Annotated in this window: 14 protein-coding genes; 5 read left to right on the top strand and 9 right to left on the bottom strand. The window is 61.6% G+C overall.

Annotated elements, in window-relative coordinates:
- Window positions 1-149 precede the first annotated feature (149 nt).
- From fldA to ybfF, 3 genes are all read right to left on the bottom strand, one after another.
- Window positions 150-689, bottom strand: a complete 540-nt coding sequence (gene fldA / locus BHU62_RS19195; RefSeq protein ID WP_004939938.1) for a flavodoxin FldA — start codon at window positions 687-689, stop codon at window positions 150-152.
- Between the two features lie 264 nt (window positions 690-953).
- Entirely contained in the window at window positions 954-1,241 is a 288-nt protein-coding gene (ybfE, locus tag BHU62_RS19200; RefSeq protein ID WP_004939936.1) for a LexA regulated protein, read from the bottom strand.
- Between the two features lie 256 nt (window positions 1,242-1,497).
- Window positions 1,498-2,271 (bottom strand): esterase, encoded by a 774-nt coding sequence (gene ybfF, locus BHU62_RS19205; protein ID WP_078062085.1) that lies wholly within the window; start codon window positions 2,269-2,271, stop codon window positions 1,498-1,500.
- A 224-nt stretch (window positions 2,272-2,495) separates the two neighbouring features.
- Here ybfF and seqA point away from each other — a divergent pair, with 224 nt between their 5' ends.
- The 4 genes from seqA (at window position 2,496) to BHU62_RS19225 (ending at window position 5,884) form a co-directional block, all read left to right on the top strand.
- Window positions 2,496-3,038 (top strand): replication initiation negative regulator SeqA, encoded by a 543-nt coding sequence (gene seqA, locus BHU62_RS19210; protein ID WP_073533629.1) that lies wholly within the window; start codon window positions 2,496-2,498, stop codon window positions 3,036-3,038.
- A 76-nt stretch (window positions 3,039-3,114) separates the two neighbouring features.
- A complete protein-coding gene (gene pgm / locus BHU62_RS19215) occupies window positions 3,115-4,758 on the top strand; it encodes a phosphoglucomutase (alpha-D-glucose-1,6-bisphosphate-dependent) (protein ID WP_073533642.1) in 1,644 nt (547 codons plus the stop codon).
- A gap of 191 nt (window positions 4,759-4,949) precedes the next feature.
- The gene (locus tag BHU62_RS19220; RefSeq protein ID WP_073533631.1) at window positions 4,950-5,585 is read left to right on the top strand and encodes a PadR family transcriptional regulator; all 636 of its coding nucleotides are present in this window, start codon (window positions 4,950-4,952) and stop codon (window positions 5,583-5,585) included.
- A complete protein-coding gene (locus BHU62_RS19225) occupies window positions 5,585-5,884 on the top strand; it encodes a DUF3861 domain-containing protein (RefSeq protein ID WP_073533633.1) in 300 nt (99 codons plus the stop codon). The genes BHU62_RS19220 and BHU62_RS19225 overlap by 1 nt, the downstream gene beginning before the upstream one ends.
- A 26-nt stretch (window positions 5,885-5,910) precedes the next feature.
- On the opposite strand, the gene kdpE is transcribed toward BHU62_RS19225, so the two are convergent.
- The 6 genes from kdpE to BHU62_RS19255 all read right to left on the bottom strand — a co-directional run bounded on the left by kdpE (window position 5,911) and on the right by BHU62_RS19255 (window position 13,845).
- Window positions 5,911-6,600 carry a two-component system response regulator KdpE gene (gene kdpE, locus BHU62_RS19230; protein ID WP_073533635.1) on the bottom strand — a complete coding sequence of 230 codons (690 nt, stop codon included), beginning with the start codon at window positions 6,598-6,600 and terminating at the stop codon, window positions 5,911-5,913.
- 16 nt (window positions 6,601-6,616) lie between these two features.
- Window positions 6,617-9,310 carry a two-component system sensor histidine kinase KdpD gene (kdpD, locus tag BHU62_RS19235; protein ID WP_073533638.1) on the bottom strand — a complete coding sequence of 898 codons (2,694 nt, stop codon included), beginning with the start codon at window positions 9,308-9,310 and terminating at the stop codon, window positions 6,617-6,619.
- 73 nt (window positions 9,311-9,383) lie between these two features.
- Entirely contained in the window at window positions 9,384-9,953 is a 570-nt protein-coding gene (kdpC, locus tag BHU62_RS19240) for a potassium-transporting ATPase subunit KdpC (RefSeq protein ID WP_073533643.1), read from the bottom strand.
- 18 nt (window positions 9,954-9,971) lie between these two features.
- Window positions 9,972-12,041: a potassium-transporting ATPase subunit KdpB gene (kdpB, locus tag BHU62_RS19245; RefSeq protein WP_073533639.1), complete on the bottom strand. Its 2,070-nt coding sequence runs from the start codon at window positions 12,039-12,041 to the stop codon at window positions 9,972-9,974.
- A 26-nt stretch (window positions 12,042-12,067) separates the two neighbouring features.
- On the bottom strand, window positions 12,068-13,756 hold the full coding sequence (gene kdpA / locus BHU62_RS19250; protein ID WP_073533640.1) for a potassium-transporting ATPase subunit KdpA: 1,689 nt from the start codon (window positions 13,754-13,756) through the stop codon (window positions 12,068-12,070).
- On the bottom strand, window positions 13,756-13,845 hold the full coding sequence (locus tag BHU62_RS19255; protein ID WP_037375124.1) for a K(+)-transporting ATPase subunit F: 90 nt from the start codon (window positions 13,843-13,845) through the stop codon (window positions 13,756-13,758). The genes kdpA and BHU62_RS19255 overlap by 1 nt, the downstream gene beginning before the upstream one ends.
- A 441-nt stretch (window positions 13,846-14,286) precedes the next feature.
- On the opposite strand from BHU62_RS19255, the gene BHU62_RS19260 reads away from it, so the two are divergent.
- Complete coding sequence (locus BHU62_RS19260) at window positions 14,287-14,496, top strand: YbfA family protein (protein WP_038877512.1); 210 nt, start codon at window positions 14,287-14,289, stop codon at window positions 14,494-14,496.
- The last annotated feature ends 36 nt before the right edge of the window (window positions 14,497-14,532 follow it).

Genomic DNA, 14,532 nt, shown 5'->3' on the forward strand with positions numbered 1-14,532 from the left:
ATAAACCGATATCTCAGTCTACCTTGACGGGGTGGGAAGTTACAAATCTGTAGCTTCTATCGCAGCAATCCTTACTGCCGATGACGGCCCTGTGGCCAACACTATGCACGTTACAGGGCCTTTGTTCAACCTTTCGCCAGTGCCGGCGCTTAGCCGACGATATCGGCCAGGCTCAGTTCTTCGACGATTTGCTTGACCCAGGCGTCGACGCGCTCGTTGGTCAGCTCCGGCTGACGGTCTTCGTCGATCGCCAGACCGATGAAGTGGTTGTCGTCCGCCAGGCCTTTGGAGGCCTCGAAGTGGTAGCCTTTGGTCGGCCAGTGGCCCACGATGGCTGCGCCGCGCGGCTCGATGATGTCGCGGATGGTGCCCATCGCGTCACAGAAGTATTCCGCGTAGTCTTCCTGGTCGCCGCAGCCGAACAGCGCCACCAGTTTGCCGTTGAAATCGACCTCTTCCAGCGTCGGGAAGAAATCATCCCAGTCACACTGCGCTTCACCGTAGTACCAGGTCGGGATACCCAGCAGCAGGATATCAAACCCTTCCAGGTCTTCTTTGCTGCTTTTAGCGATGTCGTGTACTTCAGAGACGTCGTCGCCAAACTGTTTCTGGAGAATTTTCTGGATCATTTTGGCAATGTTTTCGGTATTGCCAGTGTCGCTGCCAAAGAAAATGCCTACAGTAGCCATATCGCGTATAACCTTTAAATTCAAGTAATTGCATTACTCGATGCCAGCACTGCCGCCGCTGACGCCGATTAAAATGATGCCATGGCAAGAGCCTTTCGCCGCGCGGGCCGGCGCCGACAGGGCGCAGTCTCTTACCGGTAAATGCGTATCATGCCAGAAAGTGGCTCCGGGGTTTTATCGCATTAATGCGATGCCGGAGAAGAAGAAAAGCGTTGCCGATCCGGCGTTGTCCTTAACGCCGCGCCGCGCGTGCGGCCGAAGAGATCAATGTTCCGGCTGTTCTTCCGCCAGTTGCGCCAACAGCATCTGCTCGATGAGCTCGCTGCGGCTGATATTGCGCTGTTCCGCCAGTTTGTTCAGGGCGTCCACCGCATCCGCGTTGATTTTCAGCTCTACGCGCCGCAATCCACGCACTTTATCGCGCCGTAACTGATTGCGCTTATTGATTCTGAGCTGTTCATCGCGGGAGAGCGGGTTGGTTTTCGGGCGCCCCGGACGGCGTTCATCTGCGAACAGATCCAGCGTCGTGCGATCCGTTTGTTCTTTTGCCATAGGTAGCGGTACTGCAAGGGAGTTTGCATCAAAAAGCGTTCTCACGCTTTCGGAGGCATTGGTTAACACACTTCGGGCCAATAAACCCTAACCCAAATTTACCCCCGAACCGGCGTTCGCAAACGCGCCGGCGCGGCGGCAAAATTATAGCGCGCCATATTACCCCAGCAGATGGAGCGGCGACAATGCCTAACTGCGGCCTAAACGCGCTAAGCCGTTATCTTTAGCGCGTTTTTTCACCAGATGTGCGTGCTTTTCAGGCTTCGTCGAGAAAACGGTGGATGGCGCGTAGCACCGCTTCCGGTTTTTCGGCGTGCACCCAATGGCCGGTGCCGGCGACGACGTGCGCACGGGCCTGCGGAAACTGGCGCGCGATGTCCGCGCGGTAGCTGTCCTGCACGTAAGGTGACAGGCCGCCGCGAATGAACAGGGTTGGGTGTGGCCAGGCCGGCACGTCTTGCCAGCCGGTGATGTCTTCGTAGCGTTCGATCAGCACCGGCAAGTTGAAGCGCCATTCACCGTTATGGAAGGACTTCAGCAGGAACTGGATCACGCCTTCTTCCTGCAGGTAATCGCGCATCAGCTGGGCTGCCGCCTGGCGTTGGGTGATGCCGGCGGCGCTGACGGCCTTCAGCGCGGCGAAGATCTCATCGTGGCGGCGGGTTTGGTAATCCACCGGCGCCACGTCGATAACGATCAGCCTGGCAACGCGCTCGGGTGCGATGGCGGTCAGCGCCATCGCCGCTTTGCCGCCCATCGAATGGCCGATGACGATCGCTTTCTCCAGCTGCAGTTCGTCGAGCAGCGCCAACAGATCCTGCGCCATGGCGGGATAGTTCATGTCGTCGGCGCGTGGGGAGAGGCCGTGGTTGCGCAGATCGACCTTGATCACACTGTGCCGCTGATGCAGATCGCGCGCCAGCACGCCCAGGTTGTCGAGATTGCCGAACAGCCCGTGGATCAGCAGCACCGGCAGCGCGTCTGACTCGGCGGCCAGCAGTTGATAATGTAATTTCATGGCGAAGTTCATACTGAGAGAGATTCAGATTAGGGTATCATGATTGAATCGCACGATGAATAATGCGGAATTTTCGCGGCGCGGGCTTGGCAGTGCCGGCTATAGGTATTAGTCTGCATTTTCCGTCGGGAGGCACATTGTTGTGTTCGCTCCAGCGCTTTTAACCTTATAATCCCATGGCTTGAATGCAGGATCTGGCTTCAGGTTCTAAGTAGAAAAAACAGTATTGGATAAAGATGAAAACTATTGAAGTCGACGAAGAGCTTTACCGTTATATTGCCAGCCACACGCAACACATCGGTGAGAGCGCGTCCGATATTTTACGCCGCATGTTGAAATTCACCGCCGGCCAGCCGGTGCGCGCGTTGCCTGCCGCCAGTGCACTGCAATCCGTCGAGCTGGAAAAAGCGGTGCCGGCGCAGCGTCCGCGCGATCGCGTGCGCGCCATGCGTGAACTGCTGTTGTCGGATGAATACGCCGAGCAGAATAAGGCGGTCAACCGCTTCATGTTGGTGCTGTCCACGCTGTATACCCTCGATGCCGCCGGTTTCGCCGCCGCCACTGAGGCGTTGACCGGCCGTACCCGCACCTATTTCGCCGGCGATCAGCAGACCCTGCTGGCCAACGGTACGCACACCAAGCCTAAACACGTGCCTGGCACCCCTTACTGGGTGATTACCAATACCAATACCGGCCGCAAACGCAGCATGATCGAACACATCATGCAGGCCATGCAGTTCCCGGCGGAACTGATCGAGAAAGTTTGCGGTACCGTCTAATTTAGCGAACAGCCCGTCATGATGGCCGTGCGCGACGTATTGCCCGGTCACCGACAGGGATGAGGGAGATATGTCGATGGCGAATAGTCCACGTGCCGGGCAGCCCGCCCGCCAAAGCGATCTGATCAACGTAGCTCAGCTGACGTCGCAGTACTATGTGCTGCAACCGGAAGCCGGCAATGCCGCACATGCGGTGAAGTTTGGTACCTCCGGCCACCGCGGCAGCGCGCAGCGCCACAGCTTCAACGAAGCGCACATCCTGGCCATCGCCCAGGCGATCGCCGAAGTTCGTCATCAGCAGGGCACCACCGGCCCGTGCTACGTGGGCAAAGACACCCATGCGCTGTCCGAGCCGGCCTTTATTTCTGTGCTGGAAGTGCTGACTGCCAACGGCGTCGATGTGATCGTGCAGGAAAATAACGGCTTCACGCCGACGCCGGCGGTCTCGCACGCCATTCTGTGCCACAACCGCCGCGGCGGCGCGCTGGCCGACGGCATCGTCATTACGCCGTCCCATAACCCACCGGAAGACGGTGGCATCAAGTACAACCCACCGAACGGCGGCCCGGCTGACACCAACCTGACGTCAGTGATCGAAAAGCGCGCCAACGAACTGCTGGCGCAGCAGCTGAAAGGCGTTCAGCGTCAGTCGTTGGATAAGGCCTGGAACAGCGGCCATCTGCACGCTAAAGATCTGGTGCAGCCTTATGTCGAAGGTCTGGTCGAGGTGGTCGATATGCCGGCCATCCAGCGTGCCGGCCTGAAGCTGGGCGTGGATCCGCTCGGCGGTTCCGGCATCGCCTATTGGCAGCGCGTGGCGGAGCACTACAAGCTGGATCTGACGCTGGTGAACGATTCCATCGATCAGACCTTCCGCTTCATGCACCTGGATCACGACGGTATCATCCGCATGGACTGCTCGTCCGAGTCGGCGATGGCTGGCCTGCTGGCGCTGCGCGACAAGTTCGATCTGGCGTTCGCTAACGATCCGGATTATGACCGCCACGGCATCGTCACGCCGAAGGGCTTGATGAATCCGAACCATTATCTGGCGGTGGCCATCAACTACCTGTTCCAACATCGCCCGCAGTGGGGCGCCGATGTCGCGGTGGGTAAAACGCTGGTGTCCAGCGCGATGATCGACCGCGTGGTGGCCGATTTGGGCCGCAAGCTGGTGGAAGTGCCGGTCGGCTTCAAGTGGTTCGTGGACGGCCTGTTTGACGGCAGCCTGGGCTTCGGCGGCGAAGAGAGCGCCGGGGCGTCGTTCCTGCGCTTCAACGGCAAACCGTGGTCGACCGACAAAGACGGCATCATCATGTGCCTGCTGGCGGCGGAAATCACCGCGGTGACCGGTGAGAACCCGCAGCATCACTATGACGATCTGGCCAAGCGTTTCGGCGCGCCAAGCTACAACCGCATCCAGGCGCCGGCGACTGCGGCGCAAAAAGCGGCGCTGTCCAAGCTGTCGCCGGAGATGGTGAAAGCCGACACTCTGGCGGGCGATCCGATCACCGCACGCTTGACGGCTGCGCCGGGTAACGGCGCGTCGATCGGCGGTCTGAAGGTGATGACCGACAACGGCTGGTTCGCCGCCCGTCCTTCCGGTACCGAAGAGGCTTACAAGATCTATTGCGAAAGCTTCCTGGGGGCTGAACATCGCAAGAAGATTGAGCACGAAGCGGTCGATATCGTCAGCGAAGTGCTGGCTTCCGCCAAATAATCGTTGCTCTTGCCTGACAAAAAGCGCTGTTTTTACAGCGCTTTTTTTATGCCTGCAATTTAGATATATCTTTTTCACGGCACGCGCTTGCGCATTTAGATATATCGATCTAGATTAGCGCTATCGACGCTGTTTAGATATATCTAAACAACCTCGTGTTGATGTTCACTGTTAAAGCGAGGTATCACCGTATGTTTCATCGATTAGGTTTACACCGGCATCATCACCATCATGAATGCGAAGCAGGCGATGGTCGCCGGCATCGCGGCGGGCGTCATCACTTCGGCGGCGACGGCGAAGTGCAGGGCCGGGGCAGGCGCGGCGGGCGCCATCGCCTGTTCGAGCACGGCGATCTGCGCCTGGTGCTGCTGGCGTTGGTGGCGCGCAAGCCCAGCCACGGCTACGAGCTGATCAAAGCGATCGAAGAGGCTTCTTCCGGCCTGTACGTGCCAAGCCCGGGGGTGATTTACCCCACGCTGACGCTGCTGGAAGAGCAGGATTTCCTCGAACCGCTCACCACCGGCAACGGCCGCAAAAGCTACCGCATCACCGCGGCGGGCGAGGGCGAGCTGCAAAAGCATCAGCAGGTGGTTGAAGTCATTCTGGCGCGGCTGGCGGGCGCCGGGCGCGAGCATCATCGGCACGGTAACCTGGCGGAAGGCATCTACGATGCCATGAACCGCCTGCGCAGCCTGCTGCGCGGCAACGTGATGCGCGCCGATCTCACGCCGCAGCAGGTGGAGCGCATCAACGCCGCGTTACTGACCGCCGTGGCGGCGATCGAAAGCGAAATGCACATTCAACCCACGCAGCAGGAGAAGAACTGATGCCCGGCCACCGTTTTAACATTACCGTTGAAGCCCTGAGCGATCGCCAGGGCAATCCCGTCGAGAAAGCGCCGCTGAGTTTTGACGTGACCAACCACGACGATATTCTCGACATCGTCGAGCGCATTCGGGCGCGTGACGATTTGAACTTCGGCCCCGAGCAGAGCGCGGCCTTCGCCGTCGGCCTGAAGCTGTTTTCCGAAGTGATGATCGAAAACCGCAAACACCCGGTGTTCGATCCGCTGCGCGACGCGTTTAAAGCGTTTATGGTCGGATTGAAGAAGGGCCCGACGGCGTAAAGGCGCGGCAGAGCGCGCCCGCCGGGTTAAGGCATGAAGCGGTAGCCGACGCCGGTTTCGGTCAGCAGGTGTTTGGGCCGTGCCGGGTCGGCTTCCAGCTTCTGCCGCAGATGGCCCATGTAGATGCGTAGGTAGTGGCTGTGCTCCACATAGTTCGGCCCCCAGACGTGGCTCAGCAGCTGGCGTTGGGTGATCACCTTGCCGGCGTTGGCCAGCAGCTCCGCCAACAGGCGAAACTCGATCGGCGTCAGATGCAGATCTTCCTCGTTGCGCAGCACCCGGCGATTCACCAGATCGACGGTGATTTCCGAAAAGCTTATCAGCGGGCTTTCCTGCTGGCTGGCGGAGTGGCGACGCAGCGCGACCCGCACCCGCGCCAGCAGCTCGCCGATGCCGAACGGTTTGCTGAGGTAGTCATCGGCGCCGGCGTCCAGCGCGGCGATCTTGTCCTCCTCGGCGTTACGCGCCGACAGCACGATCACCGGAATGGCGCTCCACTGCCGCAGATCGCGGATGTAGCTTAGCCCGTCGCCGTCCGGCAACCCCAAATCGAGAATGATCAGATCCGGTTTGCGCGTGCCGGCTTCAATCAGCCCGCGTTGCAGCGTTTCACTTTCAAATACCCGCAGGCCTTCGCTTTCCAGCGCGGTGCGCACGAAGCGGCGGATCTCTTTTTCATCTTCAACAATCAGAATGTTGGTTGGCGTTATGCTCACGTTTCCCCTGCGTTGATTACAGATCGAAGGCGTCGCCGTCGATCTCGGGCGGTTTCTCCAGCGGCAGCACGAAGCGGAAGCTGGCGCCGCCGTTGGCGCCGTTTTCCGCCCAAATGCGGCCATCATGCACTTCAATAATGGCACGGCAAATCGCTAACCCCAAGCCGACGCCGGGGATCGCCGACTCTTTATTGCCGCGTGAAAATTTGTCGAAAATCAGCTGTAGCTGTTCGGCGGGGATGCCTGGGCCGTTATCCCAGACCTCGACTTCCAGCCACTCGGGCAGTGTGCGGGCGCGAATGCCGATGGTGGCCTCGGCGCCGGCGTATTTGTTGGCGTTTTCCAACAGGTTGGTAAATACCCGTTCCAGCAGGCTGCCGTCGCAGTTGACCAGGATCTGTTCCTGCGGCAGCTCGACCACGATCGGATGCTGGCTGAGCAGCGGTTCCAGCATGTGCAGCGAGGCGCCGACGATCTCTTCCAACGACTGCCACTCTTTACGCAGGCTGAAACCGCCGGACTGGATGCGCGCCATATCCAGCAGGTTGTTCACCAGCCGGGTGGTGCTCAGCACCTGCTGGCGGATCTGGCTGGCCTGGGTGGCGTGATTGGAACCTTCGGCCGCCAGATCCAGCGTGAGGATTTCCGCCTGGCCGAACAGCACGGTCAGCGGCGTGCGCAGGTCGTGCGACAGTGCCGCCAGCAGCGAGTTGCGCAGCTGCTCGCGCTCGGCGTCCAGCTTGGCTTCTTCGGCGCTGCGCGACAGATGCAGCCGTTCCAGCGCGCTGGCGATCAGCACCGCGAAGGTTTGCAGCAGCCGTTGTTGTTCCGGCACCATCAGCTGGCGCAGGTTGTTGGGCTCGATCGCCAGCAGGCCGAAGGTTTGCTTGGGGGTATTGAGCGGCAGCAGTTGGTAAGGCACGCCGGGCAGGGTGTCGGTGCCGGCGCCGGCCGGCAGACCCTTGTCGAAGCTCCAGCGCGCGATGGCCTCGTCTACCGACAGCAGCCCGCCTTCCTCGCCGACCATTTGCTGCAGCCGACCGTCCTCCTGCGGCAGCAGCAGCACGGTTTTCGCCTGGAAGCTGCTGGAGAGGAAGTGGCGGCTGGTGTTGGCGATGTCGGCCACGGTCAGCGCCCGGCTCAGCCCGCGCGACATTTCGTACAGGTGGCGCGCCCGCTGTTCGCGGTAGCGCGCCACCCTGGCCTGATAGCGCACGCCGGCGGTCAGGTTGCCGATGGTGATGCCGACGATCAGCATCACGGCGAAGGTCAGCAGGTACTGCACGTCGCTGACGGCGAGCGACCATTCGGGCTGGACGAAGAACAGGTCAAAGCTGGCGACGTTGATCACCGCCGCCAGCACCGACGGCCAGCGGCCGAAGAACAGGGCGACGATCGCCACGCCGAGCAGATAGACCATCACCAGGTTGGCCTGATCGAAGCCCGGCAGCAGCCACTGCGAGAGCAGGGTGATCAGCGCGCACTGCGCCACCGCCACCGCGCAGCCGCGCAGCTGCATGCGCCATTTTTCATTGAAGCTGCGGCCGTCATGCTCTTTGCCCGGTGGCGGCGCGGCGTCGCTCTCCAGCGCCACGATCACCAGATCGAGGTCCGGCCCCAGCCGGCCAAGGCGATCGGCGAAGCTACCGCGCAGTTTCCAGCGCTGTTCGCTGCGGCGGCCGATGATGATTTTTCCGAGGTTATGCTCACGGGCGTAACGCAGCACCGCGCGTTCTTCGGACGGATCGGACAGGGTGGCGGTTTCGGCGCCGAGTTCCTGCGCCAGCCGCAGCGCGCGCAGAATGGCGCGGCGTTGATTTTCCGGCAGCCGGTGCAGCTTGGGGGTTTCCACATAGACCGCATGCCAGTGGCAGCCGAGCCGCGCCGCCAGCCGTGCGGCGATGCGCACCAGCTTTTCGTTGCCGCTGTTGTGGCCGACGCACAACAGGATGCTGTCGCGGGTGTGCCACACCTTTTCGCGCCCTTGCGTGTCGCGGAATTCGCGCATCTGGTCATCGACCCGATCGGCGGTACGGCGCAGCGCCAGCTCGCGCAGAGCGATCAGGTTGCCTTTGCGAAAGAAATGCTCGATGGCGCGCTCGGCCTGGCCGGGAATATACACTTTGCCTTCGTGCAGCCGTCGGCGCAGATCGTCCGGCGGCAGATCGACCAACACCACTTCGCTGGCCTCGTCAAACACGTGGTCGGGCACCGTTTCGCGCACCCGCACGCCGGTCACGCCGCCCACCACGTCATTAAGGCTTTCCAGATGCTGCACGTTAACGGTGGTCAGCACGTCGATGCCGGCGTCCAGCAGCTCTTCCACATCCTGCCAGCGTTTGGGGTGGCGCGAGCCGTGGGCGTTGCTGTGTGCCAGTTCGTCCATCAGGATCAACGCCGGGTGGCGCGCCAGCGCGGCGTCGAGATCGAATTCATGCACCAGCCGGCCGCGATGCTGGATGCGCTTTTGCGGCAGCAGCGTCAGGCCGTCGAGCAGGGCGGCGGTCTCGCTGCGGCCGTGGGTTTCCACCACGCCGACCAGCACGTCCAGCCCCTGAGCGCGCAAGCGCTGGGCCTCCTGCAGCATGGCGTAGGTTTTGCCCACGCCGGCGCAAGCGCCGAAGAACACCTTCAACCGCCCGCGCGGTTTTTCATTGGCCAGCGCCAGCAGGCTGTCGGGATCGGGGCGCTGCTGTTCTTCTTCGACCATGACCATTCCTTGTGTGACAAAGCAAAAAGGGGTTCGGCACGCCGAACCCTATCACTATGCTGAATACGGCACGTTACTTCAACGCATCCAGCGCCAGGTTCAGCTTCAGCACGTTCACCACCGATTCCCCCATAAAGTTGGGCGTGGCCCGATCGGTGTTGTCCGCGATCAGTTTGGCGACCTGCTCCGGCGGCAGATGACGTGCCGCCGCGACCCGCGCCAGCTGATACTGCGCCGCAGCGATCGAGATCTGCGGATCCAACCCGCTGCCGGAGGCGGTCAGCAGATCCACCGGGATCGGGCCGCTCATCGCAGGGTTTGCCTGGCGCAGCTGTGCCGCGCGTTCGGCGATGGCCTTATCCAGTGCCGGGTTGGTGGCCGCCAGGTTGCTGCCGGCGGAGGCCAGTGGATTATAGGCCGAATCGCCGGTGGCCGAAGGACGGCCCCAGAAATAGTCGGCACGCGTAAAGTTTTGGCCGATTAATGCGGAGCCGACCGCTTTGTCGTCCCGGTACAGCAGCGAACCGTTGGCCGCGCCTGGAAACAGCAGCTGCGCCAGCCCGGTGGTCAGCAGCGGATAGGCGATACCGGTGAGCAGCGTCAGCAGGATCAGCATCACCAGCGCAGGTCGTAAATAAGTCATGTTCATATCCCTCAATGGTTAACCGGCGACGTGCAGTGCGACCAGGATCAGGTCGATCAGTTTGATGCCGACGAACGGCACCAGCAGACCGCCGACTCCATACAGCCACAGGTTGCGGCGCAGCAGGGCCGCGGCGCTCATCGGTTTGTAGCTCACCCCTTTCAGCGCCAGCGGGATCAGGAACACGATCACCAGGGCGTTGAAGATCACCGCCGACATGATGGCGGAGGTGGGGGAGTGCAGGTGCATCACGTTCAGCGCGTTCAGCTGTGGGTAAGTGGCCGCAAACGCCGCCGGAATGATGGCGAAGTATTTGGCCACGTCGTTGGCGATGCTGAAGGTGGTCAGCGAGCCGCGCGTCATCAGCATTTGCTTACCGATGTGCACCACTTCGATCAGCTTGGTCGGGTTGGAGTCCAGATCGACCATGTTGCCCGCCTCTTTGGCGGCCTGGGTGCCGGAGTTCATCGCCACCGCCACGTCGGCCTGTGCCAGCGCCGGGGCGTCGTTGGTGCCGTCGCCGGTCATCGCCACCAGGCGGCCTTCCGCCTGGTACTGGCGGATCAGCGCCAGCTTGGCTTCCGGCGTGGCTTCCGACAGGAAGTCGTCTACCCCGGCTTCGGCGGCGATCGCCGCGGCGGTCAGCGGATTATCGCCGGTGATCATCACCGTCTTGATGCCCATTTTGCGCAGTTCATTGAAGCGTTCCTTGATGCCGCCCTTGACGATGTCCTTCAGCGCCACGACGCCCAGCACCCGTGCGCCTTCCGCCACCACCAGCGGCGTGCCGCCGGTGCGCGCCACGCTTTCCACCAGATCGTCCACCGCCCGCGGGAAATGGCCCTGATTGGATTCGACGTGGCGGCGAATGGCGTCCACCGCGCCTTTGCGGATCATGCGCTGCTGCACGTTGACGCCGCTCATGCGGGTTTGGGCGGAGAAGGGCACGAAGGTGGCGTTCAGCGCCTGCAGATCGCGTTCGCGCAGATTGAAGCGCTGTTTGGCCAACACTACGATGCTGCGGCCTTCCGGCGTTTCGTCCGCCAGCGAGGCCAGCTGCGCGGCGTCCGCCAGTTCTTGCTCTTTCACGCCCGGTGCCGGCAGGAACTCCGAGGCCTGGCGGTTGCCCAGCGTGATGGTGCCGGTTTTATCCAACAGCAGCACGTCCACGTCGCCGGCGGCTTCCACCGCGCGGCCGCTGGTGGCGATGACGTTGGCGCCGAGCATGCGGCTCATCCCGGCCACGCCGATGGCGGACAGCAGGCCACCGATGGTGGTGGGGATCAGACAGACCAGCAGCGCGACCAGCACGGTGATGGTGACTACGCTGCCGCCGCCGGCCGCTTCCACACTGTATTGCGAGAACGGGAACAGGGTGGCGGTGGCCAGCACGAACACGATGGTCAACGCCACCAGCAGGATGGTCAGTGCGATCTCGTTCGGCGTTTTGCGGCGTTTGGCGCCTTCCACCATGGCGATCATGCGATCGAGGAAGGTTTCCCCTGGGTTGACGCTGCACTGCACCACCAGCCAGTCGGACAGCACACGGGTGCCGCCGGTGACCGAGGAGAAGTCGCCGCCGGATTCGCGGATCACCGGCGCGGATTCGCCGGTGATGGCGCTTTCATCCACCGAGGCACCTCCCTCCAGCACTTCGCCGTCGCATGGGATGGTGTCGCCGGCTTCCACCAGCACGATATCGCCTTTGCGCAGGCTCTCGGCGGCCACTTTCTCCGTGGCGCCGTCGCGGCGTGGGCCGGCCAGCTTTTTCGCCCAGCTGGTTTTCTTGGTGCCCCTCAGGCTTTCTGCCTGGGCCTTGCTGCGCCCTTCGGCCAGCGCTTCGGCAAAGTTGGCGAACAGCACGGTGAACCACAGCCACAGGGAGACGCTGCCGGTAAAGGCGGCGGCGCCGTCGGTTTGGCCGGCGAGGATCGCCAGCCAGATGGCGGTGGTCAGGATGCTGCCGATATACACCACGAACATCACCGGGTTGCGCCATTGAACGCGAGGGTCCAGCTTTTTCACCGCATCGATCAGCGCGGTGCGCACCAGAGCCGGTTCAAACAGCGCGCGTTGTTTGCGAGTCATCTCTTATTCTCTCTCTGTGACGTCTGTTAGTTTGCCAACCAAAGCTGTAAATGCTCGGCCACCGGGCCCAGCGCCAGCGCCGGCACGAAGGTCAACGCGCCCACCAGCAGCACGGTGCCGATCAGCAGGCCGATAAACAGCGGCCCGTAGGTTGGCAGGGTGCCGTTGCCCGCCGGCTGGCGTTTCTTGGCGCTCAGCGAGCCGGCGATCGCCAGCACCGGCAGGATCACCCCGAAGCGGCCGACGAACATGGCAAAGGCCAGCAGCAGGTTGTAGAACGGCGTATTGACGCTCAACCCGGCGAAGGCGCTGCCGTTGTTGTTGGCGGCGGAAGACAGGGCGTACAGCACTTCGCTGAAGCCGTGGGCGCCTGGGTTGAGGATACCGGCGCGGCCTGCGTCGGTGCCGATGGCCAGCGCGCTGCCCAGCAACACCAGCGTCGGCGTAACCAGGATCGCCAGCGCAGTCATTTTCATGTCATAGACGTCGATCTTTTTGCCCAGATATTCCGGGGTGCGGCCGATCATCAGGCCGGCGATAAACACCGTCAGCAGCACGAACAGCAGCATGCCGTACAGGCCGGAACCGACGCCGCCGAACACCACCTCACCGATCTGCATCAGCCACATCGGCACCATGCCGCCCAGCGCGGTGAAGGAATCGTGCATGGCGTTGACCGCCCCGCAGGACGCAGCGGTGGTCACCACCGAGAACAGGCTGGTGGCGAGAATGCCGAAGCGCGACTCTTTGCCTTCCATATTGCTGTTGCTGTCGGCGCCCAGCGCGCTCAGATGCGGGTTGCCCGCCAGCTCGGCGTACATCACCACCACCACCGCCGCCACGAAGATCAGCGCCATCGCCCAGATCAGCGCATGGCCCTGGCGGTTTTCACCGGCCAGCTGGCCGAAGGCGAAGCACAGCGCGCAGGGGACCAGGAAGATCGCCAGCATCTGCACGAAGTTGGTCAGCACGGTTGGGTTCTCGAACGGGTGCGCCGAGTTGGCGCCGAAGAAGCCGCCGCCGTTGGTGCCGAGCATCTTGATCGCTTCCTGCGAGGCCACCGGCCCCATCGGCAGCGTTTGCTGCGCGCCTTCCAGCGTGGTGACGTGCAGGTAAGGCAGGAAGTTTTGCAGCGTGCCCTGGCTGACGAAGAACAGGGCGATCAGCAGTGCGATCGGCAACAGCACATACAGCGTGATGCGGAACAGATCGGCCCAGGCGTTGCCGACGGTCTTGCTGGCGCGGCGGGTAAAGGCGCGGATCAGCGCAAAGGCCACGGCGATGCCGGTGGCGGCGGAGACGAAGTTCTGCACCGCCAGCCCGGCCATCTGGCTGAGGTAGCTGAGGGCGCTTTCGCCGCTGTAGGCCTGCCAGTTGGTGTTGGTGACGAAGCTGACGGCGGTGTTGAGCGCCAGATCCCAAGAGAGGCCCGGGAACCCTTGCGGGTTGAGCGGCAGCGAGCCCTGCGCCATCAGCAAGGCGAACAGCAGCGCCAGGCCGAGCAGGTTGAACGCCAGGATCGCCAGCGCGTACTGCCACCAGTTCATCTCGGTGGCGCGGATGCCGCAGGCGCGCCAGACGCCGGCTTCCACCCCGCGTAGCGCAGGCAACGGCTCACCTTCGATCAGGCGTGCCAAAAAGCCGCCCAACGGCCGGGCCAGCAGCAGAAGCACCAACAGGAAGCTGGCGATCAGTAAAAAGGCTGAAGCCGCCATCAGAAATCCTCCGCGTTAAACAGGGCGTAGACCAGATAGCCCAACAGCAGCAGAACCAACAGCGCACCACCAATAACGCTGAAACTCACGGGACACCTCCAAGGGTGTTGTTTTTGATAGAGGCAGTGTAGGGAGTGGGGTAGAAAGAAGATGAAAAAATCGCGCGGGCAGGTGTAAAAAAAGTATAAAAATGGCTGAAATTTCAGCGGAAATTGGGCATTTCAAATATCAGGCCGGTGGCGAGATTACCCCTGATGTGTGAATGAGAATGGGCGGAAGTGGGGAATAAAGAACCGGTTAATAACCACAATGTAACCCATGTTTAGTTAAAAATTAACCTGGTTGTAACAAACTTACGAATTGGTGCGGTGATTAGCGATTTTTTGTGCGATTTAGTGGTCGGATGAGTAGTAAACTTTCATCAATTGCGCTAAAATTTTGCCCAGTTACCAAATTATCGATTATTCATTTGATACGCCCGCGCCGTTTTCCCTGACAAATCAACGGCAGGCGTTTTTAAGGAGGTTCGCATGTCTACTACCTATCACGCTTATTCACTGCATCGGATTCTCCTGCGCCGCAGCGCAGTGGTCCTCGCGGGCATTTTGGCCCTGCCGGTGATGTTGTTCCGCAGCGATCGCGGGCGTTTTTACAGCTACCTGCACCGCGTCTGGTCAAAAACCAGCGACAAGCCGGTCTGGCTGCAGCAGGCAGAACTGGCGTCCTGCGATTTTTACTGATCCACTGCCGATTCACGAAAAACCCTCGCCTCGCGG

It is taken from the genome of Serratia marcescens (genome assembly GCF_001902635.1).
Taxonomy (GTDB): Bacteria; Pseudomonadota; Gammaproteobacteria; order Enterobacterales; family Enterobacteriaceae; genus Serratia; species Serratia marcescens_F.